The sequence below is a fragment of the Streptomyces actuosus genome, from assembly GCF_016921115.1.
Lineage (GTDB): Bacteria > Actinomycetota > Actinomycetes > Streptomycetales > Streptomycetaceae > Streptomyces > Streptomyces actuosus_A.
Genome location: NZ_JAFFZS010000027.1, coordinates 22,398 through 48,542, shown reverse-complemented (window position 1 = coordinate 48,542; position 26,145 = coordinate 22,398). Strand labels below are relative to the sequence as shown.

The window sequence follows — 26,145 nt, the reverse complement described above, 5'->3', positions numbered from 1 at the left end:
ACGCCACCGTCCCGACCCCCTCACCCCCGTTCTGAGATCGGAGTGCCCTCATGACCACATCCGACGTGCGTCCCGGCCCCCCGGCAGCCCCGAAGGCCGCCCTGTCCCCGGCCGCCCGGCGGCTGCTGGAGCAGCGGCTGCGCGGCCAGGGCACCGCACGCGACGACGGGCCCGGCCGGGCCCGGCCCCGCCCCGAGCGGATTCCGCTGTCCGCGGCCCAGCTGCGCCTGTACTTCCTCGACCGGCTCGACCCCGGTACGCCCACCTACCTCCTGCCGGCGGCGTGGCGGTTCACCGGCCCCCTGGACCTGGCGGCCCTGCGCGCCGCGCTCACCGACCTCGTCGCCCGGCACGAGCAGCTGCGGGTCGTCTTCCCCGAGCACGAGGGCGTCCCGTACCAGCGGGTCCTGCCCGCCGACGGGACGGAACCGGACGTGGTGGAGGTGACCGGACCGCCCGGCGTGGACCGCGAGGGGCGGGTGGCCGCCGCCGTGCACGCCGCCGCCGTCCGGCCCTTCGACCTCGCCCGCGAACCCGCCTTCCGGGCCACCGTGGTCCGTGCCGCCCACGACGACCACGAGGGGCACGACGAGCACGACGAGCACGTCCTCGTGCTCGGCATGCACCACATCGTCTCCGACGGCTGGTCCCTCGGACTGATCGTCCGCGACCTCACCGAGCTGTACCGGGCCCGCGTCCGCGGCGGTGCCGCACGCCTGCCCGAACTACCCCTCGACTACACCGACTACGCGATCTGGCAGCGCGAGCGCGACCAGTCCGCGTCCCTCGACCACTGGCGCACCCGGCTCGCCGGCCTCACCCCGCTGGACCTGCCCACCGACCACCCGCGCCCCGACACGCCCGGCGGTCCCGGCGCCACCCACACCCTCACCCTGCCGTCCGAGCTGACCGGCGCGCTCGCCGACCTCGGCCGGCAGGCCGGCACCACGCCGTACATGACGGTGCTGGCCGCCTTCCAGGCCGCCCTGGCCTTCCACAGCGGACAGCGCGACATCGCCGTCGGCACCGTCGTCGCCAACCGCGAGCGGGCCGAGACCGAACAACTCGTCGGCTTCTTCGTCAACACCCTCGTCCTCCGCGGCGACTTCTCCGACGACCCGACCCCGGCCGCGCTCCTGGCCCGCACCCGGGACCGGGTCCTGGAGGCCTTCTCCCATCAGTCGCTGCCGTTCGAGCAGGTCGTCGACGCCCTCAGCCCGCAGCGCGACCTGGCCCGCAACCCGCTCGTACAGGTCCTCTACACCCACACCGACACCACCGGCTCCGACCTGGCGCTGGGCGAGGCCCACGGCACGCCCTACCGGATCGACCTCACCACCGCCAAGTTCGACCTCACCCTCGACCTGCGCGACGGCGACGGGCGCACCGACCTCGTCTTCGTCTACCGGACCGACCTGTTCTCCGAGGCCTCCGTCGCCGCCCTGGCCCGGCACACCCTCGCCCTGCTGGAGGCGTTCCGCGCCACCCCGGACGTCCCGCTCGGCGCCGTCGACCCCCTCACCCCGGCCGAACGCGCCCATCTCCTCGGCCCCGACGGCCCCGCGAACACCGGTCACCGACCCACGGCCGCCCCGCGCACGGCCCCGGACCGCGTCACCGAGCACATCCGCCGCACGCCGCACGCCGCCGCCGTCGGCACAGGGCGACACACCCTGACGTACGCCCGGCTGGACGCCGCCGCGAGCGACCTGGCACGCCGGCTGCGCGCCGCCGGGGTCACCCCCGGCTCACTCGTCGGCGTCTGCCTCGACCGCACCCCGGACCTCGCCGTCGCCCTGCTCGCCGTGTGGCGCGCCGGCGCCGCCTACCTGCCGCTCGACCCCTCCCACCCTGCAGCGCGCCGCGCCTTCACCGTCACCGACTCCGGCGTCGACCTGATCGTCACCGACACCGCCACCCGCTTCGCCGTGGAGGACCTGCCCGCCCGCCTCGTCGTCCTCGACGCCGAGCCCGACGGCCCGCCGGCGCCGACCGACGACGTCCTCCCGGACCCCGGCGACCTCGCCTACGTCATCTACACCTCCGGTTCCACCGGCCGCCCCAAGGGCGTCGAGATCACCCACGCCAACCTGGCCTGGCTGCTCGACGCCGCCGACCGGCACTTCGGCTTCGGGCCCGCCGACGTGTGGACCCTGATGCACTCGCCCGCCTTCGACTTCTCCGTCTGGGAACTGTGGGCCCCGCTCACCAGCGGCGGACGCGTCGTCGTCCTCACCGGTGACGAGGTCCGCGATCCGGGCACCGTGCACCGGGTGCTGCGCGAGGAGGGCGTCACCGTCCTCAACCAGACCCCGGCCGCCTTCAAGGGCCTGCGCGCCCACATCGAGGGCGCCGGCGCCTCCTTCGCCGACCTGCCCCTGCGCACGGTCGTCTTCGGCGGCGACGCCTTCGACGTCCGCGACTACCGCGACTGGTTCACCACCCCCGGACACCGGCCCGCCCTGGTGAACATGTACGGCATCACCGAGACCACCGTCCACGTCACCCTCCGCACGATCACCGAGGACGACGTCGACGGGACCGTCCGCTCTCCCATCGGCCGCCCCCTCGCCGGTCAGCACGGCTACGTCCTCGACTCCTTCGGCCGGCTCGTGCCTCCCGGCAGCGTCGGCGAGCTGTACGTCGCCGGCGGCGGTGTCGCCCGCGGCTACCGCAACCGCCCCGAGCTGACCGCCGAACGCTTCCTCGACGATCCGTTCGGCACGCCCGGAGCCCGCATGTACCGCACCGGGGATCTGGTCCGGGTCCTGCCGGACGGCCAACTCGCCTATGCGGGCCGCGCCGACCACCAGGTCAAGGTCCGCGGCTACCGCATCGAACCGGGGGAGATCGAGACCGCGCTGCGCGCCCTGCCCGGCGTCGCCGACGTCGCGGTGGTGGCCCGCCGCGACGGCGACACCGCCCGCCTGGTCGCCCACGTCGTCACCCCCGAGGGCCGCCCCCTCGACCCGCCCGCTCTGCGCGCGGGCCTCGGACTGACCCTGCCCGCGTACATGGTGCCGGCCCTGTTCGTCCGCCACGGGCGGCTGCCGCTGACCGCCAACGGCAAGGTGGACCGGGCCGCGTTGACCGCCGTCGCGCCCCTCGCGTCCGCATCGACGGGCCGACGCGCCCACGTGCCGCCCGAGGGCCCGCTGGAGGAGGCCCTGGCCGGAGTGTGGAGCCAGGTCCTCGGGACCGAGCACGTCAGCCGCACCGACAACTTCTTCGACCTGGGCGGCGACTCCATCCTCGCGCTGCGCCTGGTCGGTCTCGGCCGCCCCGCCGGACTCGGCTTCACCGTCGCCGACGTGTTCCGCGCCCGCACCCTGGCCGACCTGGCCGCCCTGGTCACCGACGTCACCGACGCCCCCGACCCGGTCGCCCCCTTCTCCCAGCTCGACCCCGCCGACGCCGGCCGCCTGCCCGACGGGCTCGCGGACGCCTACCCGCTCACCATGCTCCAGGCGGGCATGCTGCACGAGATGCTCGCCGACCCCCGCCGCGGCGCGTACCACAACGTCACCGATCTGAAGATCAGTGTGCCCGAGGGCTTCGACCTCGGAGCCTTCCAGGCCGCCGTGGACGCGGTGGTCGCCGGGCATCCCGTCCTGCGCACCTCCGTGGACCTCGTCACCTACCGCGAACCCCTCCAGCTCGTCCACCGCACCGGCCACCTGCCCGTCGGCTACACCGACCTGCGCGCACTGCCCCGACAGGAGCAGCGGGAGCGCCTGCGCCGGTTCGTCGACGCGGAGTTCGAGCACCGCTTCGACCTCGCCACAGCGCCCCTGGTCCGCATCCACCTGCACCATGTCACCGACCACGACCTGCGGCTCGTCCTCACCGACTGCCATGTCGTCCTGGACGGCTGGAGCCTGACCTCCCTCGTCGCCGACCTGCTCGCCCTGCACCGCGAGGCCGTCGCCCACCGCACCACCCCGCAACCCCCGCAGGCCCCGGCCTTCGCCGAGTACGTGGCCCTCGAACGCGCGGCCGTGAACAGTGAGGAGTCCCTCGGCTACTGGCGCGAACGACTCGCCGAACTGCGGCCTGTGACCTTCCGCCGGCGCCCCGCTGGCGAGGCCGCGGGCCGTCCGCCCGTGCACGAGGTCCGCCGCTCCTACGCCCACCTCGCCGAACGCATCGGCTCCCTGGCCAGAACGGCCGGCGTGCCCCGTCGCACCGTGCTGATCGCTGCGTTCCACCACACCATGAGCCTGTTCGCCGACCGCGACGACAGTGTGTCCGGCCACAGCATCGGCCTGGTCACCAACGGGCGGCCCGAACTGCCCGGCGCCGACCGCATGCGCGGACTGTTCCTGAACACGGTGCCGTTCGGCGTGGCCCGGCCCCGCGGCAGCTGGCTCGCCCTCCTGCACGACGTCTTCGCCGCCGAGCAGGAGATGCTCCCGCACCGCAGGGTCCCGCTCGTCCGCATCGCCCGGCTCCGGCCCACCGAGCCCGGCCTGACCGACGCGGTCTTCAACTACGTCAACTTCCACCGGCTGTCCCACGAGTCCTGGGACGACTCCCTGGAGATCGCCCGGACCATGTTCCCGCTGCTGGTGAACGCGAGCGTCAACGCCTTCACCCTGGACGCCGACCCCGCGTTCGTCGCACCCGCCACCGCCGAGCAGCTGGCCGACGTGTACTGCGCCCAGCTGGAGGCCATGGTCGCCGACCCGTACGCCCGCGTCACCCGCCCCGCGCTCACCGGCGACGCCCGTGCCACCGCCCTCGACGTGTGGGCCCGCGGACCGCGGATCCCGGCCTCCCCCCTGCTGTTCCACGAGCACGTCGCCGTCCACGCCACCCGGACCCCGCACGCGGTCGCCGTCGAGCACTGCGGGCAGCTCCTGACCTACGGTGAACTGCAGACGCAAGCCGAGCAGTTGGCGCACCGGCTGCGACGGCTCGGCGTCGGCCCGGAGACCGTCGTCGGCATCTGCGCCGAACGCGGCCCCGACCTGGTGCGCGCCGCCCTGGGAGTGCTCCGCGCCGGCGGTGCCTTCCTGCCCCTCGACCCCCGACACCCGGCCGACCGGCTCGCGTTCATGGCCGACGACAGCGGCATGCGGGTGCTGCTGACCCAGCGGGAGCTGGACGGGCGGGTGCGCTTCGGCGGACCGGTCGTCCAGCTGGACGCCCCCGCGCAACCGGTGGCCCCGGTCCCCGGCGGGGAACCCGACGCCGACACCCTCGCCTACATCATCTACACCTCCGGTTCCACCGGCGTCCCCAAGGGCGTCGCCATCCCGCACCGGGGCCTGTCCAACATGATCGAGGGCCAGCGCGACCTGGTGCGCCCCACCCCCGACGACCGGGTGCTGCAGTTCGCGTCCTTCGGCTTCGACGCCTCGATCCTGGAGCTGACCTGGTCCCTGGCCAACGGCGGCCGGCTGGTCACCGCGCCCGCGGAGGAGCTGCGCCCCGGTCCCGATCTCGCCCGCACCCTGCGCGAGGCCCACGTCACCGGCGCCATGCTGCCGCCCAGCGCCCTCGCCGTCCTCGGTCACGACGACTTCCCCGAGCTGCGGGTGCTCCAGGTCGCCGGCGAGGCCTGCCCGGCCGAACTGGCCGACGTCTGGGCGCGCGGCCGGCGCTTCCACAACGTCTACGGCCTCACCGAGACCTCCGTGTGGTCAGTCGCCGCCGAACTGAGCCCCGGCCGGGGCACCCCGCCCATCGGCACGCCGATCCGCAACACCCGTATCCACGTCCTGGACGACGACCTCCAGCCGGTCCCGGTCGGCGTCCCCGGAGAGATCCATCTCGGCGGTCGGGCCGTGGGCCGCGGCTACCTCGGCCGGCCCGCGCTCACCGCAGCCACCTACGTGCCCGACCCCTACGGTGAGCCCGGCGCACGGCTGTGCCGCACCGGCGACCTCGGCACCCACCGGCCCGACGGTTCGGTGGAGTGGCTCGGACGCCGCGACTCGCAGGTGAAGCTGCGCGGCTTCCGCATCGAGCTCGGCGAGGTCGAGCACGCGCTGCGGCAGCTGCCCGAGGTCCGCCAGGCGGTGGTCCTGCACCGCACCGACCTGCCCGGCGAGCCGGCCCTCGTCGCCTACCTCGTCGTGCACGGCCCGGACCGGCCCGCTCCCGGGGACCTGGGCCGCGCCCTGCGCTCCTCGCTGCCCGCCTACATGGTGCCCGCCCGGTTCGTCGTCCTCGACGAGATGCCGATCAACCGCAGCGGAAAGATCGACAAGCGGGCCCTGCCGCTCCCGCCGGCCGAACTCGCCCGGAACGACACCGAGTACGCCGCTCCGTCCACCCCGGCGGAGAGGATCCTCGCCGAGATCTGGCGCGAGGTGCTCGGGCTGTCCCGCATCGGCGTCCACGACGACTTCTTCCGCATCGGCGGCAGCTCGCTGTCCACCGTCCGCGTCTCCCTGACGGCTGCCGGACGCGGGCTCACCGTCTCGGTCGGCGACCTGATCGAGCACCCGACCGTCGCCCAGCTCGCCGCGCACGCCACCCGCACCGCGGAGGCGGAGCTGCCCGCCGCGGTCACCTCCGAGGTACGGCTGCGCGAGGGCGCGGGGAAGCCCCTGTGGTGCGTACACCCCACCGGCGGCAGCGCCGCCTGGTTCGTGCCGCTCGCCCGCGCCCTGCCGCCCGGCAGGCCCGTGCACGCCTTCCAGGCCCGCGGACTGCTCGGCGGGGTCGACCCGAGCACGGTGACGGGCATCGCCGCCAACTACGTCGCCGAGATCACCGACCGGGAGGCCGAGGGCCCGCACGCCCTGCTGGGCTGGTCCATGGGCGCCAACATCGCCCTGGAGATGGCCATTCAGCTGCACGGGGCGGGACACGGGACCACGCCCTTGGTCCTCGTCGAGCCCTACCTGTCCAACAGCGCCGCCCGTGCCCGGCTGAACGGGGTCACCCAGGACCTGCGCACGGCCCTGCGGCTGCGCGACCGGCTGCGGGAGACGCCTCCGTCGCCGCAACGCGACCGGGCGACGGCGGAGCTGACCGCCACTCTGCTGGGCGCCGGCATGAGCCCCGTCGAGGCGGCCCTGGTCGACGGTGCCCCGATCGAGGTCTGGCACTCGCTGCTGGCCGCGCTCGCCGCCTACGAGGTCCGCCCGTACCCCGGCCACATCCACCTCGTGGTCGGCAGCGAGGCCGCCGGGCTCCCGCGCGGCCGCACGATGCCGGGTCTCGACGTCGACTACGACACCTACGTCGAGCGCTGGCGCGAGACGGCCGGCGGCGGCCTCACCCTGCACATCAGCGACGGCGACCACATGTCGATGATGGCCGAGCCGAGGGTGGCCGGGATCGCCGAGCTGCTCACCGCCCTGGAGACGGAGACCGCCCGATGACCCCCGCCGCCTCCACGGCCACCACCGGACGCGTCATCCCCGCCGTGCAGGAGCGGGCCACATCCCCGGAATCACCCACCGTGCCGGAGCCGGCCACCGCCCGGGAGGCCCGGGCCGCCGCCCCCGACCCCGCCGCCCCCGACCGCGCCTTCAGCGAGCGGTACCTGCTCTCGCCGGACATGGTCGCCGATCCCTACGGGCACCTCGACGCCCTGCGCGCGCACGCGCCGGTGCACTGGAGCCCGATGCACCACGCGTGGCTCGTCACCGGCTACGACCAGGTGATGCGCTGCCTGCGCGACCCGGTGGTCTCCGCCGACCGGGTACGGCCCCTGATGGACGCCGTGCCGCAGGGCGCCCGCACGGACGCCGAGCGGGCCTTCGGGATCCTGTCCCGCTGGATGGTCTTCAACGACCCGCCGCAGCACCGCAGACTGCGCCGGGTCTTCCAGGAGGCCTTCGCCGCACGGGCGGTGGTCCGCTACCGCACCTTCACGGAGAAGGCCACCCGCGCCGTCCTGGCCCGCTCGGCGGTCCCCGGCCGCACCGGCGACCTCATGGCCGACGTGGCCAAGCCGCTGCCCGCGCTGGTCTTCGCCCGCTGGCTCGGCATCCCGCGCACCGACGCCCCCGCCTTCTGGTACTGGAACGCCCGCGTCGCCGACCTCGTCCTCGGCACCGCCCAGGAGGAGAGCGAGTACCGGGCCTCCCTGCAGGCGCTCGTGAGCCTGGAGGACTATCTCGCGGGCCTCGTCGACCGGCGCCGGGCCGAGCCCGCCGACGACCTGATCAGCCAGGTCCTCGGCGAGGGCCGGGTGGGGGAGTCGGTCACCGTCGAGGAGTTCGTCGGCATGCTCACCCAGATGGCCTTCGCCGGTGGCGAGACCACCAGCAACCTCATCGCCAACACCGTCCTGGCCCTGCACACCCGGCCCGGCGCGCTCGCCGCCGTCCGCGAGGACCCCGAACTGGTCCAGGGCGCGGTGGAGGAGACGCTGCGGCTGGACGGCCCGTCGAAGATGTCGATCCGCACCGCCGCCCGCGACCTCGACCTGGACGGCCGCACCGTGCGCGCCGGGGACCGGATCTTCCTGGTCACGGCCGCCGCCAACCGCGACCCGGCCCGCTTCCCCGACCCCGGCCGGTTCGACGTCCGCCGCACCGGTGCCACCCATCTCGGCTTCGGCTTCGGCGCCCACTTCTGCGTCGGCGCCGCCCTGGCCCGCCTGGTCGCCGTCGCCGCGGTCAGGACCCTGGTCCGCGACCACCGGGGCCTCGCCCTGGCCGACGGCGCCCGGCTCACCTGGCAGCCCTCGCTCCTCAACCGCAGCCTCACCGCCCTGCCCGTCCACTACTGACCGGCCCTCCGGATGCGTCCGCACGACGAAAGGCACACCATGGCCACCACCCTCGCCGGAGCCGGTCCGCGGCTGTGGGCACCCGCCCGGCACCGGCCCTTCCAGCTCCTGTGGCTGGGCCAGTCGCTGTCCCTGCTCGGCGACGGCTTCAGCGTCGTCGCCTTCTCCTGGATCACCCTCGGCCTGACCGGTTCGACCCTCACCCTCGGCTACGTCCTCGCCTTCCAGGCCGTGCCCCGCGCCCTGCTCACCCTGGTCGGCGGCAGCCTCGGCGACTCGCTGTCCACCCGCACCCTGATGATCGCCTCCAGCTGGACCCGGGCCGGGCTGATGACCGGGGTCGGCGTGGCGGGGCTGACGGGGCAGCTGACGGTGTGGATGCTGTGCGCGGCAGCCGCCGCGTTCGGCGCCGTCGACGCCTTCTTCCAGCCGGCGCGCGTGTCCATCCTGCCGTCCGTGGTGGACGAGAGCCTGCTGACCCCGGCCAACGCACTGCTGGGCGCGGGCTCACGGATCGCGGCCGTGGCCGGGCCGGCCGTCGGCGGCCTGGTCATCGCCGTGACGCGGGCTCCGGTGGCGTTCCTGGTCGACGCGGTCTGCTTCGCCCTGTGCGGCTGGTGCGTGGCGAGTATCCGGACCCGCCCCAGGACGGCCGTCCGGACGGAGGGCGACGCTGCGGGGGCCGCCGGGCCGGAGTCGCGGACCTCCCTGGCCGACCGGATCCGCGAGGGCGTGACCTTCACCCTGCGGGACCCGCGGCTGCGCACGATCGTCGCCCTCGACACGGCGGTCAACTTCTGTTATGCCGGGCCCTTCACGGTCGGTTTCGCCACCCTCGCCGACCAGGTGCTGCGCGGCGGCTCCGCCACCCTGGGCGTGCTGAACGGCTCCCTCGCCGGCGGCGCCATGCTCGGCACGCTCGCCGGCGGCGCCCTCGGCGGCCGGCCCCGGGTCGGCCTGCTGGTGGCCGGTCTGGCCGGCTGGCTGGGCGCGGGGATGGCCGTGCTCGGTCTCGTCCACAGCACCCCTGCCGTCGTGGCGACGGTGCTCGCCATGGGCTTCGCCATCGGGTTCCAGGGCGTGTTCGGGCTCAGCTGGATCCAGCGGAACATTCCCCAGGACGTGCTCAGCCGGGTGGTGTCGGTCGACATGGTCCTCGGCTACGCCGCCGCCCCGTTGTCCCTGATCGCGTGCGGTGCGCTGGCCCGCGTCGACACGCTCGCCCTGTTCGGGCTGGTGGCCGCGGTGCTCGCGCTCACCGGCCTGGCCGTGCTCGGTTCCCGCCAGGTGCGCGAGATGAGATAGCACCCGGCCGGGCGGCACACGCGCCGCGACGCCGCCGCCGGGCGGCCGGTCTCCGCCGGACGCGCCACCGGTGCGGTGACCGCACAGAGCCACCGGCTCCCACCGGGCGCGGCGGGTTTCCCGGCGAAGCGTCCCGGCAGATCGTCCCGGTGGCAACGGACCCTCAGCAGGCCGGCGAAGTCCACCGAGGTCCGGCAGCGCCCCGAGGAGGCGCGGGGAACCGCGCGACCGGCCACGACGGCGCTGTCGTCGACGGACGTCGTACCACGGCACTTCCGGCGGAGCGCTCAGGCGTCCCGCAGTGCGGCCGACCGCGCGCAGAGGTCCGCGCGGTTGGCCGCCCCCGTCTTCGTGATCAGACTCGCGATGTGCTTCTCCGCGGTGCGCGGTGAGATGAAGAGGCGATCCGCGATGTCCTTGTTGCTCAGCCGCTCCGCGAGCAGCCGGAAGACCTCGAACTCCCGGACCGTGACGCCTTGGGCGCGCAGGTCGTCGGGGATGCCGCTGGTGCCGGTGCGGTGCTGGTGCACGGAGGCGCCCAGCCGGCGCAGCCCGGCCCGGCAGGCGCCCGTGACGGCCTGGACGTCCCGCTCGTGGAAGTAGTGTTCCGCCCGCCGCAGCCAGCTGACGGGATCGCCCCAGCCGTCCTGGTGCGCCGCGTCCGCGATCAGCCGGAGCCCGAGGTGCTGGCCCAGCGGGTACGGCTCGGCCGCCGCCAGCGCCGCCTCCACCGTCGCCGCAGCGCGGTCGCCCGCGCCCTCGCGGCCCAGCAGGACGGCTTCCGCGAGCAGCACGAACTGCCGGTTCCAGCGCATCCGGGCCATGGCGGTGGCGGTGATCTCCTCGTGGCGGGCCCGGTCCGCGTCCCCGGCGAGGACGTCCAGCAGCAGGACCAGGCCGTGGGTGCCGCTGAGGTGGTAGGTGGACGGGTTGTCCGCCTCCAGCGCCAGCACCTGCCGGAGCTCGCCGCGGGCGAGGCCGCGGTCCTCCTCCAGCAGGGCGCAGAAGGCCCGGGCCAGACCGCGGCCGAGCGGCTCCTCCTGCGAGCCGGCGCCGTCCCACTCGGCGAACGCGGCCAGCGCCCGCTCCATCGCCTCCCGGTCCGCGCGGTGGGCCTCCAGCACGGCCTGCGCCATCAGGACGTACCGCACGGCGGGCGCGAGGCGCAGGCGCCGGACGACGGCCAGGCACTCGGCGGCGGCCGGCCGGGCGGCGTCGTGGCGACCGCGCAGCACCGCGTCGAGGACGAGGATGCCGTCGACCGTGTGGACGATGTTCACGGATCCCAGCCGCAGCGCCTCCTCGCGGGCCGCCAGCAGACCCGAGGTGTCGCCGTCTGCCAGCCAGGCGTTCCCGCCCAGCCGGGTCGCCGCGTACATGCGCTGCAGCGGGAGGCGGTGGCGTTCGGCCGTGGTGAGCGCCTGCCGGAGCATCGCCTCCGACTCCTCGGGGTCCCGCTCCCGGGCCACGGTCGCGAGGAGCTCCTGGGCCTGGCAGGCGACGACCGGCAGCCCGTGGCGTTCGGCGGTGTCCGCGGCGGACCGGGCGAGCTTCTCCGCGTGCTGGGTGCGGTCGGGCCCCGGCGTGTCGAGTGCCAGGTATGCGGCGGTGACGTCGACGGCCGCGGTGGCCGACTCGTCCGGCGTGGTCGCCAGCACCTCGCGGGCGCGCGCTATCTGCCGGTTGCCGTCGCTCCACCGGCCCGCCGTGTGGGCGACCTTGGCCAGCCGGGTGTGCAGCGTCGCCAGGCGGACGGGGCTCAGCCCCGAGCCGTCCAGCACGTGCAGGTCCTCGGCCAGGTCGAGGGCGCGCGTGAAGTCCCCGGCCTCGGCGAGGGCCGGCAGCAGGTTCTCCAGCACCAGGGCCCGTGCCTGCGGGTCGCCCGCGTCGGTCAGCAAGGCCTCGGCCCGGCCGAGCAGGGTGATCGCGGAGCCGAGCGCCCCGGCCGCCAGGGCACGCCCGCCGGCGTCCGAGAACAGCAGGCCGGCCTCCACGTCGTCGCCGGCCGCGCCGCGCAGCCCGGCCGCGAGCGGGCACCAGTCACCGGGTAGTTCGGGGTGCAGTTCCTCGACCGCCTCCGCGCCCCGCCGGGCCAGGTCGGCGCGCTGGCCCGGCGTCATCTGCGTGAAGAGAGCCTCCACGGTGAGCGAGTGGCGGAAGGAGTACCAGTCGGGCGCCGGCTCGTCGGGAATCACCAGCCGCGCGGCCACGCCCGCGTGCAGGTGGCTGAGCAGGGCGCGGTCGTCGATGCCGGTCATGCGCTGCAGGACCGTGAGCGGGAAGCGCCGGCCGAGCACGGCGGCGGCCGACAGCAGGGTCAGGCCCTGTGTGCCGAGCCGGTCGATGCGGCGCAGAATGCCGCGTGCCAGCGACGACGAAACGTCACTGCGGAGGTCGCCGACGGGCCGCCAGCCCTCCGGCCCCTGTACCAGCGTGCCCGCGCCGATCATCGACTGCAGCAGTTCCTCGATCAGGTACGGGCTTCCGGAGCCGTCCTCCCACAGCCGCTCCAGTACCGCCGCGGGCACCTGGTCGGGGCCGTCCGCACCGAGCTGCGCGGCGACCATCCGGTGCGCCTGGGGCCGCGTCAGCGGCGGCAGCTCCACCAGGGTGGCGGCGCCGCGCCGCCGCGCGGACTGCGCCAGGTCGAGGGCGTCGCTGAAGTCCGTCCGCACCGTGGCCAGCAGCAGCACGGGCGAGTACTCGAGGTTGTCCACCAGGTATTCGAGGACGCCGAGCGTTTCCGGGTCGGCGTCGTGCAGGTCCTCCAGCAGCAGCAACTGGCCCTGCCCGCGCCCCACGGCGATGAGCAGGCGCAGCACCGCCTCGCCGAGGATCACCATGGAACTGCTGTCCCGTTCCCCGGTGTCCCAGTCGGGGATCAGCCGCCCGAGCACCGGCCGGTAGGGGCCCAGCGCGAGGTCGTCCATCGGTTCGCCGCTGCGGAACAGCGACATCAGCGCCTCGGTCAACGGCCGGAACGGTACGGCCGGGCCCGTGGTGCTGCTGCGGCCCCGTAGCACCCGCATCCCGGTGCCCAGCGCCCCGCCGACGGCCTCCGCCGCGACCCTCGACTTGCCGACGCCCGCCTCTCCGACCAGGAAGACGACACCGCCGCGGCCTTGTCGTGCGTCGGCCAGGGCACGTTCGAGCAGGGCCAGTTGGGAGTCCCGTCCGACCAGGGAAGGCGCATGGGAACGCATGACCGCAGATAGTAATCGGAACAGCGGGGCCTGCGTCAGGTCGTGCGGAACCCGACGCGTACGCGGCCGGCGCCGCCGCGCGGAGCCGGCCCGGCACGGTGGCGCGGGCCCGAGCCGGCGGTCCCGCGCCACCCTGTCCGCCGGAACCGGGGGTCACTGCGGTGCGGAGACCGAGGTGTCGAGCGTGCTGAGCGTGACGACGACGCCGCTGGTCAGCACCAGGCCGGCCAGGACGCGGGCGCGGGCGCAGGCCCGGTTGCGGCCCCGCAGTGTGATCCCGCCCGCGGCGTCGTCCTGCTCGTCGGCGGAGGTCGCGGTGACGTCGGTGGCGGTGGAGGTGAGGTGCTTGTCCATGACGTGTTCCCCTTCAGGTGTGCCGAGCGGTGGGCGCGGGTGGCGATGGAGGAAGTGCCGTGGTGCGTAGGCGCGTGGTCGGTCAGTGGCCGTTCCGTCCCAGGAGCAGGACGGACGGCACGCTTGCGGGGTGGGTCAGGCGGAGCAGGCCGTAGCCGATGCCGGACAGCCCGGTCAGCAGTCCGGGGGAGGGTACGTGGTCGGGCGTGGCGCACCGGTGGTTCTGCGCCTCGACGAGCGCGAGCACCTGCCCGGTGCGCCGGCGCAGGGCGTCGGCGGCGGCCGCGTCGCCCCGCCCGGCGAGCTCGGCCAGGGCCTCCAGCGTGCCGAGCGTGCCCTGGCCGAGGCTCAGCCCGGGGTGGACGTCGACGTCGGTCAGCAGGGCCGACAGGGCGTCGGCGGCGGGCCGGGGGGCGGCGGCCGTCACACCGGCGAGACCGGAGACCCAGGAGGGGTCCGCGTGCGCGGCCCGAACCTCCCGGACCGCGGCAGCCAGCAGGGCGTCGGCGGCCCCGGCGTGCGCGGCGGCACGGTCCGGGCGACGGGCGGCGTAGCGCCCCAGGGCCCAGCCGATGCCGGCCGCGCCGTCTGCGAGTCCGGCGCCCCGGCCGGCCGGCGCGGAGCCGTCCTGCCCACCGCCGTGCGGTCCGGACACCGACGCGAGCAGCAGGTCCGCCACGGTGTCCGCCAGCCGCAGGGCCTGCGGCGTCCCGGTCGCCTCGTGGACGGCGACGGCGCCGGCCAGCGCGCCGGCCGTGCCGGCGGCCAGCCCCGGGTCGGAGCAGGCGGCGACGGCGTGCCCGAGCGCGGTGAGCGCGTCGGGCAGACACCTCGTCAGGTCGTCCCCGAGCAGCTCCGACAGGCGCGGGAGCGCGTAGAGGATGCCGCCGAGCCCGTCGTAGGCGCCGGGCCCGGCCGCGGCACTCAGCTCGGGGTCGGCGGCCAGCGCCTTCAGCAGGGCGGGCAGCGGCCGGACCGCCTCCCGGGCCAGCGCGGCGTACCGTCCGGCCCCGGTCAGCGCGTCCGTCTGCGCCAGGAACAGCGCGACGCCGCAATAGCCCTGCCCCAGCCCCGCCCCCATCGGCAGGACGGCCCAGTGCGGCCCCGAGACCTGCTCCAGGCCGAGCCAGTTCGTCCGGCCGTCGCCGCGAATCGCGCGGGCGGCGATCTCGTCGGCGATGCCGCACACGGCGGCCAGCAGCCGGGAGGCGTCCGGCGCGACCGCCGGCAGCGGGGCGAGGGCCAGCTCGGACCGCTTGGCCAGGGGCGAACCGGTGCCCCGCGCCGCCAGCGTGGCCGAGATGATCCATTCCTGGTCGTGGCAGTCGACCTCGTCCATCCGGGCGAGTTTGCCGCCGACGGCGGCCAGGCTCGCCACGGGCAGCACCTCCGGCAGCCAGTCGCCGTCGGCCGCCCGGACCCCTGTACCGGACGGCCGATGCACGAACAGCGGTACGTCGCCGCGCCACAGGTCCGCCGTCTCGTGCTCGACGAGCCGCCGGCGCGTCTCGTCTTGCTCGGACTCGGTCCACAGCACCGCGAACACACCCTCCCGGGCGAGAGCGTCCCCCAGCAGGGAAGGATGGGCCGACTCCTCCAGGAGCGTGGCGTACAGGCGGGTGGAGCGCGCGACGAGCCGGGCCGGGCTGTCGGCGTGCACCGCCAACGGCCCACCCGCGGCGCTCAGTTCGTGCCCGTGCGCGGCCAGCGCCGCATAGGCGGTGCGGAATCCTTCCAACAGGGCCGCCCGGTGGTCGGCACCCTCCAGGGGCGTCCCGTCGGGCAGCGGCTGGTTCTGCGCCGCGGGACTGGGCACGGGGGCGCGCACGGCGCGCATCGTGTCGGTGCCGCTGCCCTCCCAGCGCAGGCCCTCGCTCGGGAAGGTGCCGTCGGTGGACCGGCCCAGCGCGGAGATGTCCAGCGCGCCGTGCTCGCCGATCAGCAGGTGGGGCAGCAGGCAGGTGCGGTGCACGGAGGCGTGCAGGGCGTCGGCGGCCGGGTCGGCGCCGACGGTCATGGCCTGGGGGAGCCCCGTGTGCAGCAGCGTCTCCGCGTCCACCAGGACCGGCTGGTCGCCGCAGGCGATGACGTTCTCGTAGTGCATGTCGGCGCCGTCCACCGCGTACAGCAGCGCCAGCAGTGCTCCCTGGCGCCGGTAGAAGGCGTCGGCCTCGGCCACCGACCGGCACCAGCGGTGCTCCACGAACTCCAGCCAGCCGTAACCAGGCCGGCGCACACTGCGCGGTGTACGCAGCTCCAGGCCGGGCACCTTGGCGCAGAGCCAGGCCGCCAGGCCGTCGAGCAGCGCGTGCTGGTCGAGAGGGCGCGGCTTGTACACGATCCGGTCCCCGCCGGTGAAGCGCAGGATCGCGACCGCCCGGTTGCCCTGGTGGGCGTCCCCGAGACCGAGGTCGACCCTGTCCAGCGCACCGGGATCGCGCCCGTCGAGCAGCACGGCGGCCAGATCGTCCCGGTCGGCCTGGAACCGCGCCACCAGTTCCGCCGCCGCGTCCGCCGCGTCCAGCGCCGACTGCGCGAGCATCCGCGCCAGTACCGGGTAGGCGGCGAGGAGTTCAGTCAGGCCCCGCCTGCTGCCGGTGGCGGCGACGAAGGAGGCGAACCGCTCGTGCGGGCCGGTTCCTGCGAGCCGCCGGGCACGCCGGGCGAGGGACAGTTCGTGGACCAGGGTGCGGGCGGCCTGCCGGACGAGCTGCTCGGTCAGCAGCCGCTCGAACGCGGCCCGCCACACGGCCTGCTCGACGGCGGGAATGCCCGGCATACGGCGGGAGAGCCGCTCGGAGGCGGGGACCACGAGCGGACGTACGACGGTGGCGAAGACCTTGGGACCCGTTCCGTCGGTGGTCAGTTCGTCCAGGTTCTCGGGGGCGGCGTCCAACGCTGCTTCCGCGTACGCGGCCCAGCGGGGCTTGACCGTGCGCGCGGCGAGTTGTTCGGGGGACTCCGCCGCGAGGGCCGCGGCGGTCTCCGCGTCCACTTCGAGGTGGGCCAGTCGCAGGGCGAACCCCTCGCCGTCCCCGGCGGCCCAGGGAGCGCGCCCGGTGGCGGCGGAGCCGGCGGGCGCCGCCGGGAGTCCGGGCGCGGCGAGCCGTTCCGCGAGGTTCAGCGCCGGGGCCCACCAGGCGAGCGGCAGGCCGGCGCTCCGGGGAGTCGGGAGGCTGGCGGTCTCAGTCACGACAACGAAGGTGGCAGACCCCCGACGACCCCACATGGGGAACCGACCCCCATATTCCCTGCGGGCCCACCCCACCGGTGGGGGAGGGCCACCGCACGCACGCCCCGCATCGAGGAGAACCGCAGGTCGACGACGGTTCCCCACGGTCCTCGGACGCGACACGGCCCGGCTGCTCGACGGGCCCGGCGTTCCCCGTGTGCGGGCGCACCCCCCGAGCCGGCGGCGGGCGCACCCCCGTACCGGCCGCAGCACCCCCGTACCGGCCGCAGCACCCCCGTACCGGCCGCAGCACCCCCGGGGCAGGCCGCGTCCACCCGCCCCGGCCGCACGCATCCCGTCCCCGCCGTAGGACAGCCCCCCATGCCACGCCGACGCACCCCACCCGCAGCAGCGCCGCCGGGCGCGCCGCCCACCGCCCGACGGTCCCCGCACGGTGGGCGACGGGGGTCGGCCCGTCCCCGCCGGCGGGAGGGACCGGGAAAGGTGGGGACCGACTACCGATGCTGCCGCACCCCCGCGCGGCGCACGGTGTCGTGCAGACCCCCCGAACCGCCCGCCGTGCTCACCACGGGGCGGACGACCTTCCAAGGAGCAGCAGATGGGAGCACCTGTACCCGTCGGTGTGGTCGCCCTCGACCCGGTGCTGGAGGCCGGCACCCGCAGTACCCTGCTCGCCTGCCAGGAACTGACGCTGTGCGAGCCCGGCGATGCCCGGGTCGCCGTACTGACCGTGGATCGGACCGGCCCGGCCGAACTCGACACGGTCCGCATCGCCCGCGCCTATCCGCAGCGCCCCGCCGTCGTCCTGGTGGCCGGCGCCCTCGCCCCCGGTGACGCCCTGCACGCCCTCGCCGCCGGCGCCCGCGGCCTGCTGTTGCGCCGCGAGGCGGACACCTCCCGCCTCGCGCACGCCGTGCTGGCCGCAGCGCAGGACGACTGCACCCTGCCGACGGACCTGCTGGAGCAGGTCCTGGAGCACCCGGCCGACGCCCGCAGCGGCCACGGCGGCTGGCCCGGTGGCGCCTTGTCGGAACGGGAGCGTTCGGTGCTGCGCCTGGTCGCCGACGGGCACGAGACGGCGGAGATCGCCCAGCGCCTCGCCTACTCGCCGCGCACCGTGACGACCGTCGTGCACGACATCACCCAGCGGTTCCGGCTGCGCAACCGTGCTCACGCGGTCGCCTACGCCCTCCGGGCGGGCCTGCTGTGACGGCCACCCTCACGGCCGAGTCGCCCGTGCCCGCCGGACCCACCGCACCTCGCGTGCCTGCCGGACCGGCTGCGCCCGCCGGACCGGCTGTCGTCGCCGAACTCAACGTGCTCGCGGAGTCTGTCGTGTCTGCCGAACTTCCCCTTCTCGCCCCACCTTTCGCGCCTGCCGGACCTGTCCCGCCGGTCGGACCTCCCGAGCCTGCCGGCCCGGCCGCCTCTGCCGGACCCGCCGTGCGCGCGGGACCTGCCACGTCCGCCGAACCCGCCCTGCCCACCGGGCCTTTCGCGCCCGCCCGCTCCGTCCCGTCGGCGGAACCCGACCCGTTCCCCGTGGCGGCGTCCGCCGAACCCGTCCGGGCCGCCGGCCCCGGCGCGTCCGGTGCGGTCGGCGTTTCCGTGCCGCTGCACGTGCTCCCCGGTCGCGGTGCCGACCGCGTCCGCGCCGTCGCCCGTCGGGCCGGCCTGTGCTGCGCGGACGGGCCGGGCGGCACCGGCACGGTCACCGTCGTCGTGGTGGAGGACACCGAACGGGCACTGAGCGGCCGGAAGGACCCCGGACCCGGACCGCTGCTGCTCGTGTGCGACACCGTCAGCCGTGCCGGTCTGCTCCGGGCCCTGCGCGCGGGCGCGGTCGTCGTGCGGAGCGCGGACCTCACTCCGGAGAGCCTGACGGCCGCCGCCCGGCGTGCCGTGGACCCGCACCCGAGCATCCCCTACCCGGAACTGTCGCACCTGCTGGCCAACGGGCCGTCGGACGACCGGACGGACCATCGCGAGCCCCGGGTAGGGGAGTTGACGTCACGTCAGATCTCTGTGCTGCGCCTGATGGCCGAGGGCCACGCCAACGCGGGCATCGCGCGGCTGCTGGGCTGCTCCGAGCACACCGTGAAGAACGTCATCTACGAGATCATGGCGCGCCTCCAGGCCCGCAACCGCGCGCACGCCGTGGCCCGCGCGGTCCGGCACGGCCTGGTCTGACCCACCGAGGCCCCCGCACGGCGCGTGACGCACGGGCGAAGGGGCAGGTGGACGGCGGGAGACTCGGGCGGCGGGAGACCTGAGCGGCGGGCGCCGGTCTTCCGCCGCCCCCGAACGGTCAGCCGCCCCCCGCGCGGTCGCCGGTGGCGGACCGCGTCAGAACCGGGGCGTGGACAGCAGCCGCGGTTCGATCCGCTCCTCGACGACACCGGTGCCCGAGCGGCCGACGACGTAGGCGCCCTTGCCCGGCAGCTCCGCCACGGCCTCGACCAACTCGGTGCCCCGATACACCAGGCCCACCCCGTCGTCGGTGCAGTGGGCCGTGCCGAAGGCACCCTCGGCGACCATCCGGTGGATCAGCGGGCGCCGGCCCGCGTCGGAGTCGTAGTGCACCCCGTTGCCGTACGGCAGCAGGCCCAACCCGCCGGTGACCGGGTGCAGTTCGGGCCCGAAGGAGTCGGTCGCGCCGCCCTCGTACCAGCAGATGGACCCCGCGCTGACGCCGGCGAGCACCACGCCCGCCCGCCACGCCCGCCGCATGATCGCATCCAGGCCGTGCACCCGCCACACGGCGAGCAGGTTGGCCACCGAACCGCCCATCACCCAGACGACGTCGTGGTCCAGGACCGTGTCCTCCACGTCCTCGACGTTCGGCATGGGGAACAGGTACAGGGGGGTGAGGTCGAAACCCGCCACCCGGGCCGCCTCCGCCACGCGCGCCGTCACGTGCTCGGCGTCCCCCGTCGCCGTACCGACGTAGAGGATGCGCGGACGCCTGCCGTGCACACCGGAGAGGTCTACCGCATGGTGGACCAGGGCATCGAAGACCACCCGGGTGCGCGTGCCGACGCGGTGGCCCCCGGAGGTGGCGAGGACGGTCGGTTCCGGAGCGGTCACGCGCGTGATCATAGCGCGGGGGGCCCACCCGGCGTGGCGAATCCGTGAAGGCCGGGCCCGCATCGGGGCGCGCCCGGACACGCGGAGCGGGGACCGGCCACTGGCCGGTCCCCGCTCTCTCCCGTCGGGTGCCCTCACCCCGTCCGCAGGGCCACCGCCGCCGCGTACCCGTGCGGGACGAGGACGTCCCGCAGGGTCCACTCCGCAGCCGGAGCGGCCGGCCGCGGCCCGGTGCCGACGTAGTCCAGGGAGGGGTCCCGCACCAGCCCCGTGCCCAGACCCTTGAGGTAGGCCTCCTTGCGGACCCAGGTCCGGGTGAAGGCCACCGGGCGCTCGTGCAGGGGCAGCAGCGCCAGCTCCTCCGCCTCCGCCACGTGCAGCGCGGGCCGGGCGTCGAGCACCGCCCGGGCGGTGGCCAGCCCCTCCACGTCCACACCGACGGGGGTCGGTGCGAGCGCCACCATCACCAGGTCCCCGCTGTGCGACAGCGAGAAGTGCACGTCGCGGGAACGCAGCGCGGGCCGGCCGTGCGGTCCTCCGCATCCCGGGCACGGCTCGCGCACGAGCGGCAGCGCGTCGGCCGGGACGCCCATCAGCGTGCTGAGCACGCCCCGCAACGCCGCGTGCGCCACCACGTAGGCGTCACGGTCCCGGGGACGGTGGAAGGCGGACGCCCGCGCCCGTTCCTCGGCGTCCAACAGCTCCCGCGCCCGCCGCAGCGCCAGACGGTCCTGGCTCCCCACCTCCGCCAGATAGAGCTCCAGCGGGCGGCGCGATCCACGCGGGCGCGCGACGGGGCCGCCGGACCGCAGTCCGGACAGGTCCATGACGGCCGGGCGCAGCCGTTCGGGCAGGGACAGCGCCGGCGGGGCGTGCGCCGGCGGGGCGAGCAGCGGACCCGGACGGGACTCAGACATCGGCCCCGGCCAGCCGGCGGCGCAGGCTGAGCGGGCGCATGTCCGTCCAGACGGCGTCGATGTGGTCCAGGCATTCCTGCCGGGTGCCGCGCCGCCCGTCCGGGTGCCATCCGGCCGGCAGCGCGCGGTCCGCCCGCCAGATCGAGTACTGCTCCTCGTCGTTGCGCACCACGAGGTACATCTCGTCGGTGTCCGGGCAGGCCATCTCGCCGCCCGTGCGGATCGCGGAGTCGGATTGCGTCACGGTGAACCTCCCGCAGGTGATGGAGCCGGCCCGCAGAGCAGGGGCCGACGAGGTCAGCGTGCCCCGCGCCGGGACGACCGGTCAGGGACGAACGCGCCGAACTCCGGGCACGCGTTGCTGCCGGATCTTCTCTGGTGACCCGGTGCCGCGGCGCGGGACCGTGCTGTCCGGTCGCCGGGCGCCCGGCATCCGGCGGCGCCCGCCGCCCGGCCGAGCCGCGCGATCCCCGCGCACCCCCCGTTTCGGAAGGAGCACGCGATGTCGGACGAGCACGCACCTGTCCTGCTGCCGGGCGGAGGCTGGCGGCTGTGGGAGCAGTTCGCGCTGCGCGGGCCCGGCTTCCCCGCCGACGGCGTGCTGCGCCTCGCCCCGCCCGGGCTGGCCGAGGCAGCCGACAAGTTCGGCCCCGGCACCGAGCTGTCCGGACCCGAGTGGCAGGCCTTCACCGACGACCTCGCCGCGGCCGCCGTCCGCACCGCCGGGCACCTGCGGGAGATCGCCGCCCAGCCCCGCTTCCAGGCGGCCCTCGCCTGGCAGAACCCCGCCGTCCTGCGCACCGGCATCGCGCCGTTCCTGCGCTGGACCCCGGGCACCGACAGCCGCAGCAGCATGCCCCGTCAGCGGGAGGAACTCGTCGCGCACTACTGGCAGCGGTTCTGCGTCAAGAACGACACCATCGGTTTCTTCGGCCCCGTCGGCTGGGGCCACTGGGAACCCGCCGCACCGGGAGCCGTGATCGTGGACCCCGGGCAGGACTTCCTCGCCGAGCAGGAGGTCTACTTCTCCGGCTGGGCCGTCGACGCCCTCGCGAAGGTCCTCGCCGAGGACCCCGAGCTGATGCGCTGGATCCCGCCGCGCCGGGTGTCGTTCGTACGCTGCGCCGACGGCACGGTCCGGGTCCCCGGGCGCCCCGCCCAGCCGATCGGCGCGGCCGAACTGGCCGTGCTGAAGCGGTGCGACGGGACTCTGCACCCGGCCGCGATCGCCACCGAGCTGGGCCTGGCCGCGGACGAGGTCGGCCGCATCCTGGGCGAGCTGGTGGCCCGCCGCTGGGTGCACTGGCGCCTGGAGGTTCCCGCCGCCACCCACCCCGACCGCGCCCTGCGCGACATCCTCGAACGCGTCCCCGACACCACCGCCCGCACCCGGGCCCTGGACCGGCTCGCCGTGCTGGAACGCGGCCGGGACGGCGTACGCGCCGCCGGCACCGACGCCGACGCGCTGACCGCCGCGATCGGCGCCCTGGAGGCCGACTTCGCCGCGCTCACCGACAGCGAGGCGCAGCGGGTCAAGGGCGAACGCACCGCGCCCTGCCGCGGACTGGTGTACTCCGACGCCCGGCGGGCGGCGACCGCCACCGCCGGCGCCGGACTGCTGACCCACCTGGAACCCCTGCAGCTGTGCCTCACGGCCGCCCGCTGGATGACGAACCGGTTCGCCGACGCCATCCGCGTCCGCCTCCGCAGCGTGTACGACGGACTGCGCGCCACCGGGCAGACGGTGGACCTGGGCACCCTGTGGCTGCACACCCTGCCCTCGCCCCACCCGGACGCCGGCGACCTGATCGACGCCGTCCAGGCCGAACTGCGCGCCAAATGGGCCCGCGTCCTCGACCTTCCCACCGGCGCGCGCCGGGTCCGGCTGGCCATGGCCGACCTGGCCGAACGGGTGCGTCGCGAGTTCGACGAGCCGGGCGACGGCTGGTCGCTGGCCCGCTACATCAGCCCCGACGTGCTGGTGATCGCCGACGACGAGATCGCGCTCGCCCGGGGCGACGTGCAGCTCGTCCTCGGCGAGATGCACTGCGCACTGAACACGATGGGCGCCTCCCTGTTCGTGCACCAGCATCCCGACCCGGACACGCTGCTGGCCGAGACCACCCGCGACTTCCCGGGCCCGCGTCTGCTGCCCATGCTGCCCAAGGAACTGCCCCGGAAGTGGTCCACCCGCAGCAGGCCCTCCCTGGACCGGCCCGAGGACCCCTATGTGGCCCTCGTCGACCAGACCGGCGACCCGTACCGCCCGCGCACGGTCCTCGGTGCCGACGTCACCGTCGAGGACCGGGACGGCCGGCTGGCCGCGGTCCTGCCCGACGGCACCGCGCACGACCTGCTCGACGCCTACGCCAACACCCTCACCCAGCGCGTCATGGACCGCTTCACCCTCCGTCCCGAGGGCGCGCACACCCCGCGCATCACCGTGGACCGCATGATCGTCGCCCGCGAGTCCTGGCAACTACCGGTCGCCGACGTCGATTTCGCCGACGAGAAGGCGGAGGCCGCCCGCTTCGTCCGCGCCCGGCACTGGCAGCGCCGGCACGAACTGCCCCGCTTCGTGTTCGTGGTCTCGCCGACCGAACCCCGCCCCTTCTACGTCGACTTCGACAGTCCCGTGTACGTCACCATCCTCGCCAAGGCGGCCCGCCGGCTCGCCCGCAAGGATCCGGACGCCCGCCTCAAGGTCAGCGAGATGCTGCCCACCCCCGAACAGGCATGGCTCACCGACGACGAGGGACGCCGCTACACCTCCGAACTCCGCTTCGTCGCCGTCGACCGGACCGTCACCGGCGAGGGGGCCGCGTGATGCGCACGATCGCCGACGACATCGCCGCACACGCCGCCCGGCACCCCGACCGCATCGCGCTCGCCACACCCGAGGGCGAGGTGACGTACAGCCGGCTCGCCGCCCGCATCGAGGAGATCGCGCGGCTGCTGCGGGCCCACGGCGCCCGCCCGGAGACGGTCTGCGCCGTCGCCGTCGCGCCCGGCACCGACGCCGTCGCCGCCATGGCCGCGGTGCTGCGCTGCGGCGCCGCCTTCCTCACCCTGGACGTCGGCCAGCCCCGCGACCGGCTGGCAGCCTTCGCCCGCAGCGGCGGCGCCCGGCTGCTGCTCGCCCACACGGCCCTGGCCCCGACCCTGGACCTGGGCGTCCCGGTCCTCGCACTGGACGGGCCCGGGCCCACCGGGGCCCCACCGCCACAGGGACGGGTCGACCCGCGGGCACTCGCCTACGTCAGCCACACCTCCGGCAGCACCGGCCGACCCGACGCCGTCCTGGTCGAGCACCACGCCCTCGACACCTATCTGCGCGACACCGCACGGGCGTTCGACCTCGGCCCGGACAGCGTGGCCCTCCAGACCGCACCGCTGGGCTACGACGCCTCGATCCGGGACACCTTCGCACCACTGCTGGCCGGGGCCCGCCTGGTGATCGTGGAGCGCGCCCGGCTGCTGCGCCCCGAGGAGTTCGCCGGCACCGTCCGCGAGCACCGGGTGACGGCCCTCCTCAGCACGACCCCCTCGTTCCTGTCGCACCTCGCGGCGCAGCCCGGGATCCCCGACCCGCTGGCCGGCGTCACCCTGGTCGCCTCCAGCGGCGAGTCCCTGCGGCCCTTCCTCGCCGCCGGCGGACGCGCCGTCGTGCCCGGCCGACTCGTCAACCAGTACGGCCCGACCGAGTGCACCATGACCACGACCCGGCACAGCGTGCCCGTCCCGCCGGACCCCTCCGCCGACCTCGTGGGCACGCCCCGCGCCGGCACCGTGGTCCGCGTGCTGGACGGGGATCTGGCGCCGGTGGCCGACGGCACGGTCGGCGAGGTGTACATCGGGGGAGCGGGCGTGGCCCGCGGCTACGGCGGGCGCCCGTCCCGCACGGCCGAGTGCTTCGTCCCCGACCCCTGCGGCCCGCCCGGCGCCCGCCTGTACCGCACGGGCGACCTCGGCCGGTGGGGACCCGGAGGACTCCACTACGTCGGTCGCACCGACCGGCAGATCAAGATCCGCGGATACCGGGTGGACCCGGCGGAGATCGAGGGACCTCTGCTGGCCCACCCCGACGTCACCGGCGCGGTGGTGACACCGCACACCGACGACCGGGGGCGCGTCCACCTGATCGCCCACCTCACCGGCGACCTGTCCGCCACCACGGACGCCCAGCTGCGCGGCCACCTCGCCAGGACCCTGCCGCCGCACCTGATGCCGCGCCGGTTCCTGCGGCTGGACGCCCTGCCCACCACACGCGGCGGCAAGGCGGACCGTCGGCTCCTGGCCACCGGGGGCACCGCATGACCGCCCTCGACCTGCGGGACACCGCGGCACCACCGCCCCCCGCCGAACCCGGTGCGGCAGCCGGCAGTGCCGGCCCGGGGCCCCGCCCCGCCGACCTGCTGGACGCCGCCGCCCGCATCGCGCCCCACGTCGTCCGCACGCCGCTGCTGCGCGGCCCGGCCCTCGGCGCACTCGGCGCCGGACTGCTGCTGAAGGCCGAACACCGCCAGGCCGGCGGCTCGTTCAAGATGCGCGGCGCCGCCAACGCCGTCCTCGCCCTGGGCGCCGACCGGGTCGTCGCGGGCTCCTCCGGGAACCACGCCATCGCTCTCGCCCAACTCGCGCGCACGCTCGGCATCCGGCTCACCGTCGTCCTCGCTGCGGGAGCCTCCCCGGCGAAGGCCGCCGCCGTCCGGGCCCTCGGCGCCGAGACCGTGCAGGTCGGCGGCGGGGTCGCCGAGCGCGAGGAGCGCGCCCGCTCCCTGGCGGCCGAGCGGGACGCCGTCCTCGTCCCGTCCTCCGATCACCCCCTGGTGGTCGCCGGGGCGGGCACGGTCGGCAGCGAGGTGCTGGCCGACGCACCCGACGTCGAGACCGTCTACGTCCCCACGGGCGGTGGCGGCCTCCTCGCGGGCGTCTGCCTCGCAGCCCTGCACCGTCCGGTGCGGGTGGTCGGCGTGGAACCGTCCCGCACGCCGCGTTACGCCCGCTCCCTGGCGGCCGGCCACCCCGTCCGGCTGCCGCCCAGCGCCACCGTCGCCGACGGCCTGCGCGGTCAGCGCCCCGGGACCGTCCCCTATCCGATCATCCGCGACCGCGTGGACGAGCTGATCGCCGTCGGCGACGCCGAGATCCTCGCCACCGTCGCCCTGCTGCACCGCCACGGCATCGACGCCGAACCGAGCGGAGCGGTCGCGCTGGCCGGAGCCCTGCGCGCCGGCCGCCGTGAACGGGCCGTGGCCGTCGTCTCGGGCGGAAACACGCCCGCCCGCCTGCACGGCCTCCGGCACGGCCCCACCCCCGCACCCGCCGACGGAGCCCCCGTCACCGTCGGTACCGCCACGATTCGCTGACTACCCGTCATCGCATAAGAGG

At 75.6% G+C, this 26,145-nt stretch carries 14 protein-coding genes; 8 read left to right on the top strand and 6 right to left on the bottom strand.

Annotated elements, in window-relative coordinates:
• Positions 1-50: 50 nt before the first annotated feature.
• The 3 genes from JS756_RS26510 to JS756_RS26500 are packed head-to-tail and all read left to right on the top strand — an operon-like array spanning position 51 to position 10,000.
• The gene (locus JS756_RS26510) at positions 51-7,337 is read left to right on the top strand and encodes a non-ribosomal peptide synthetase (RefSeq protein ID WP_205385728.1); all 7,287 of its coding nucleotides are present in this window, start codon (positions 51-53) and stop codon (positions 7,335-7,337) included.
• Positions 7,334-8,695, top strand: coding sequence for a cytochrome P450 (locus JS756_RS26505; RefSeq protein ID WP_240204403.1), 1,362 nt, complete (start codon positions 7,334-7,336; stop codon positions 8,693-8,695). The genes JS756_RS26510 and JS756_RS26505 overlap by 4 nt, the downstream gene beginning before the upstream one ends.
• 39 nt (positions 8,696-8,734) lie before the next feature.
• Positions 8,735-10,000 carry an MFS transporter gene (locus tag JS756_RS26500; RefSeq protein ID WP_205385727.1) on the top strand — a complete coding sequence of 422 codons (1,266 nt, stop codon included), beginning with the start codon at positions 8,735-8,737 and terminating at the stop codon, positions 9,998-10,000.
• Positions 10,001-10,287: 287 nt separating this feature from the next.
• On the opposite strand, the gene JS756_RS26495 is transcribed toward JS756_RS26500, so the two are convergent.
• The 3 genes from JS756_RS26495 to JS756_RS26485 all read right to left on the bottom strand — a co-directional run bounded on the left by JS756_RS26495 (position 10,288) and on the right by JS756_RS26485 (position 16,750).
• Positions 10,288-13,203: a helix-turn-helix transcriptional regulator gene (locus JS756_RS26495; protein ID WP_205385726.1), complete on the bottom strand. Its 2,916-nt coding sequence runs from the start codon at positions 13,201-13,203 to the stop codon at positions 10,288-10,290.
• 153 nt (positions 13,204-13,356) lie between these two features.
• Positions 13,357-13,557: a hypothetical protein gene (locus tag JS756_RS26490; RefSeq protein ID WP_205385725.1), complete on the bottom strand. Its 201-nt coding sequence runs from the start codon at positions 13,555-13,557 to the stop codon at positions 13,357-13,359.
• Between the two features lie 82 nt (positions 13,558-13,639).
• A complete protein-coding gene (locus JS756_RS26485; protein WP_307791084.1) occupies positions 13,640-16,750 on the bottom strand; it encodes a type 2 lanthipeptide synthetase LanM family protein in 3,111 nt (1,036 codons plus the stop codon).
• Between the two features lie 598 nt (positions 16,751-17,348).
• Here JS756_RS26485 and JS756_RS26480 point away from each other — a divergent pair.
• Both JS756_RS26480 and JS756_RS37860 read left to right on the top strand, forming a co-directional pair.
• On the top strand, positions 17,349-17,960 hold the full coding sequence (locus JS756_RS26480) for a helix-turn-helix transcriptional regulator (RefSeq protein ID WP_205385723.1): 612 nt from the start codon (positions 17,349-17,351) through the stop codon (positions 17,958-17,960).
• Between the two features lie 233 nt (positions 17,961-18,193).
• A complete protein-coding gene (locus tag JS756_RS37860) occupies positions 18,194-18,940 on the top strand; it encodes a helix-turn-helix transcriptional regulator (RefSeq protein WP_205385722.1) in 747 nt (248 codons plus the stop codon).
• A 156-nt stretch (positions 18,941-19,096) separates the two neighbouring features.
• On the opposite strand, the gene JS756_RS26470 is transcribed toward JS756_RS37860, so the two are convergent.
• From JS756_RS26470 to JS756_RS26460, 3 genes are all read right to left on the bottom strand, one after another.
• Positions 19,097-19,837, bottom strand: a complete 741-nt coding sequence (locus JS756_RS26470) for a Type 1 glutamine amidotransferase-like domain-containing protein (RefSeq protein WP_205385721.1) — start codon at positions 19,835-19,837, stop codon at positions 19,097-19,099.
• A 134-nt stretch (positions 19,838-19,971) separates the two neighbouring features.
• Positions 19,972-20,754 carry a 4'-phosphopantetheinyl transferase family protein gene (locus JS756_RS26465; protein WP_240204401.1) on the bottom strand — a complete coding sequence of 261 codons (783 nt, stop codon included), beginning with the start codon at positions 20,752-20,754 and terminating at the stop codon, positions 19,972-19,974.
• Positions 20,747-20,959: an MbtH family protein gene (locus JS756_RS26460; RefSeq protein WP_205385776.1), complete on the bottom strand. Its 213-nt coding sequence runs from the start codon at positions 20,957-20,959 to the stop codon at positions 20,747-20,749. The genes JS756_RS26465 and JS756_RS26460 overlap by 8 nt, the downstream gene beginning before the upstream one ends.
• 297 nt (positions 20,960-21,256) lie before the next feature.
• On the opposite strand from JS756_RS26460, the gene JS756_RS26455 reads away from it, so the two are divergent.
• From JS756_RS26455 to JS756_RS26445, 3 genes are read left to right on the top strand one after another with little or no spacing between them, the layout of a single operon-like run.
• Positions 21,257-23,581 (top strand): lantibiotic dehydratase, encoded by a 2,325-nt coding sequence (locus tag JS756_RS26455; protein WP_205385720.1) that lies wholly within the window; start codon positions 21,257-21,259, stop codon positions 23,579-23,581.
• On the top strand, positions 23,581-25,071 hold the full coding sequence (locus JS756_RS26450; protein WP_205385775.1) for an amino acid adenylation domain-containing protein: 1,491 nt from the start codon (positions 23,581-23,583) through the stop codon (positions 25,069-25,071). Before JS756_RS26455 ends, JS756_RS26450 begins: the two co-directional genes overlap by 1 nt.
• Positions 25,068-26,123 carry a threonine ammonia-lyase gene (locus tag JS756_RS26445; protein WP_205385719.1) on the top strand — a complete coding sequence of 352 codons (1,056 nt, stop codon included), beginning with the start codon at positions 25,068-25,070 and terminating at the stop codon, positions 26,121-26,123. The genes JS756_RS26450 and JS756_RS26445 overlap by 4 nt, the downstream gene beginning before the upstream one ends.
• Positions 26,124-26,145: the final 22 nt, after the last annotated feature.